The 3,029-nt window shown below is 36.4% G+C and carries 1 protein-coding gene and 1 pseudogene; both read left to right on the plus strand.

Annotated features, from left to right (window positions below):
- A partial coding sequence (locus BSF42_RS22205) for a T9SS sorting signal type C domain-containing protein (protein WP_141248499.1) occupies positions 1 to 1,022 on the plus strand: 1,022 nt, incomplete at its 5' end.
- Between the two features lie 207 nt (positions 1,023 to 1,229).
- Positions 1,230 to 3,029 (plus strand): annotated as a pseudogene (locus BSF42_RS22210) (hypothetical protein); the annotation flags it as partial.

The raw sequence follows: 3,029 nt of genomic DNA on the forward strand, positions 1-3,029 counted from the left end.
TAGATGGAAAATGGAATTTAATTGGAAACCCTTATCCGTCTGCGATAAGTGCACAGCAGTTAATGACTGATAATCCAGCTTTAGGTACTTTGTATTTCTGGGGACATGAATCGCTTCCAATCCTAAACCCTGCTGATGGTAAATTTTATTATAATAGTGACTTTACCGCCTTCAATGCTTCAGGATCTACTGTAGGAGGAAGCGGAACTCCTTTTAATGGATATATTGCAGCTGCGCAGGGATTTTTTGCAAGACCAGAAGCCGCAACAGTAATCTTTAATAATGCTATACGAAGACCAGGCAATAACGGCCAGTTTTACAAAACAGCAGCATCTGAGGATATTGAGAAAAATCGTGTCTGGCTGAATTTTACAAATTCTGACGGCGTTTTCAAACAAATTTTGTTAGGCTACATCGAAGGTGCAACAAATATTATTGACCTTAATTATGATGCTGTTTCAATGGGCGCTAATAATTTTGTCGATTTTTACAGTATTAACAGCAATAAAAAACTAACCATACAAGGACGTGCATTACCGTTTGAAAAAAGTGATGAAGTTCCGTTAGGATATAAACTCTTAACGAAAGGCGATTACACCATTTCAATTGATCATGCTGATGGAATTTTTGATAATCAAGATGTATATTTGGAAGACACTGAAACTGGAAAAATAACTAACCTGCGTTTAGAAAACTACAAGTTTACAACAGCCGAAGGAAGTTTCAACAGCCGTTTTGTTATTCGTTACACTTCCAAAACATTAGGAACAGGTGACTTTGAAAATTCAGAAAATGGTGTTTTTGTCTCAACAAAATCAAAAGTTATAAAAGTAAATTCTAATACCGAAAATATAAAAGAAATACAAATTTATAATATCGCAGGTCAATTGGTTTATACTAAAAACAAAATTGATTCTAATGAATTTCAGATAACAAACCTACAATCTAGCAGTCAAGTTTTATTAGTCAAAGTGGTCTTAGACAATGATTCATCGGTCACGAAAAAAGTAATTTTCAACTAATAACATATTATAAAACAGAATCCGACACCTAATCAATGTCGGATTTTGCATTTGCAAAAAAAAAGCAGTATTAGAAAAAGAACACCCCAAAAAACCCTATTATCAACCATCTTAACCATCAAAGTATTCATGAGGACAAAGCGATCGAATTTTCGTTCTTTATCACTAAAAAAAATATCTATTCTTTTTTTTCTGATATCATTAAAAATGACGAGCCAAAGCAATACAATAACAAGAATACATACGGACTGGAATAGAACAGGAACCGGATATTGGACTTCAAATGGCGCGACAGGAGTAGGAAACCGTCCAACGAGTGTTAATAATCTTTTAGCATTTCAATGGAGAGGTACAACTTTCTCGACAGGTATAGACGACACAAAGTTAAACGCAAATACCGTCTCCTATAATGCACAACGTTATAGAGCATTAAAAATCCAAACTCTAGCGTTTAATACTGAAACTTACTTTTTACAAGGTTCAATGATAGACGGATCCGCAACAGGAACAACTTTAACACCTGGATTGGCAGGAACCACTGCAACAGGGGCAGAACTAGCTTCGCGACTCACAGATGGCGAAAATGGATTAAGTTTAGGAACTGGTATTGCTAACATTGCGCCAGGTTTAGCAGAATTTAGAATTGGAACAAACAATTTAAATTTAAGCAGCATCAATGATAATATTCCAGATATCCTTGTAACTCAAGTTGCATCACCAGGAGGAACAGCAGATATATTCAAATTTGTTGATGCGTTGGGTAATACTGTAGGGAATGAGATATCGGTTAATTTTGGTTCCGTTCCTATTGTAGGAACGTACAGTCTGGATTTATTTAGAGCCAGCAATGGCAGCGCAGCATTTACTCCAGCTGACACCAGAGATATTCGAATGCTTGGTATAGAAACCAGTTCGTTTGGAATCGATAATACAAATGCAGCACAAGTGGATCGTTTTGTTGTTGTTTTTTCAGGAAGTTCAGATTGTGCATTTATTGCAGTTAATACAAAATCGCTAAAAATAGCAGAACTAAGCATGATTAAAAAAGCTACTTTATCATCCTGTGGTAAAGCTGGCGACATTATAACTTATAATTTTGACATTAAAAACACTGGCGAAGTTCCAATTACCAACATCAGCGTTTCAGACCCAATGCCTGGAATGATATTTTCAAGTAATTTAATTTCTAGTTTAGCTGTAAATGCAACTGCAACTATAAGCGCAACTTATACCATTACTCCTGCTGATGTAACTGCTGGAAAAATTGTAAATTCTGCTACAGTTAGCGGAACCGATCCTTCCTTAAATACCGTTACCGATATCTCTGGTGATGATTACAATAACAATATAGCAACCACAACGATTCTATTAGCTCCTCCAACAATTAGCGCTGCACACCCAGTCACATGCGCGAGCTTAGGAAGTGCAGATCTAATAAATCTTCCTCCTTCAGGAACTTGGCAGATAACACAAACAGGAACTGCAAATACCATTTATAATGGTACAGGACCCACTTTTACAGTACCCAATTTAGCTGTTGGCTCCTATTCTTTTAGAGTAAGTGTGGGAGGATGTAATTCCCCAACCACAACCAGTATAACTATTGCCGAAGATTCTTCGACTACGTGGAATGGAAGCGGCTGGTCAAACGGACTTCCTAGTGTAACTAAAAGAGCCATTATTAATTTAACAACAAACCAGCCTTTTACAGCAAATGCAACTATCTGTTCTTTAATTGTTAATTCAGGGGCCGTTGTTACAATTCCGGGTGGAGTAACTTTGACAGTTACTAATAGTGTTACAACAAATGGCCAGCTAATTTTTGAAAGCGGTTCAAGTTTGGTACAGACTACAAATGCGTCAAATACTGGAGAGATTACTTATAAAAGAGATATTTCTGTTCGTCTTTTCGATCTTACCTACTGGTCAATGCCAGTTACAAAATCTGGTTTTACAATGCACCACTTATCACCAAATACACTTTGGGACAAATATCAATATTACGAT

It is taken from the genome of Flavobacterium sp. ACN6, assembly GCF_002304005.1.
GTDB lineage: Bacteria > Bacteroidota > Bacteroidia > Flavobacteriales > Flavobacteriaceae > Flavobacterium.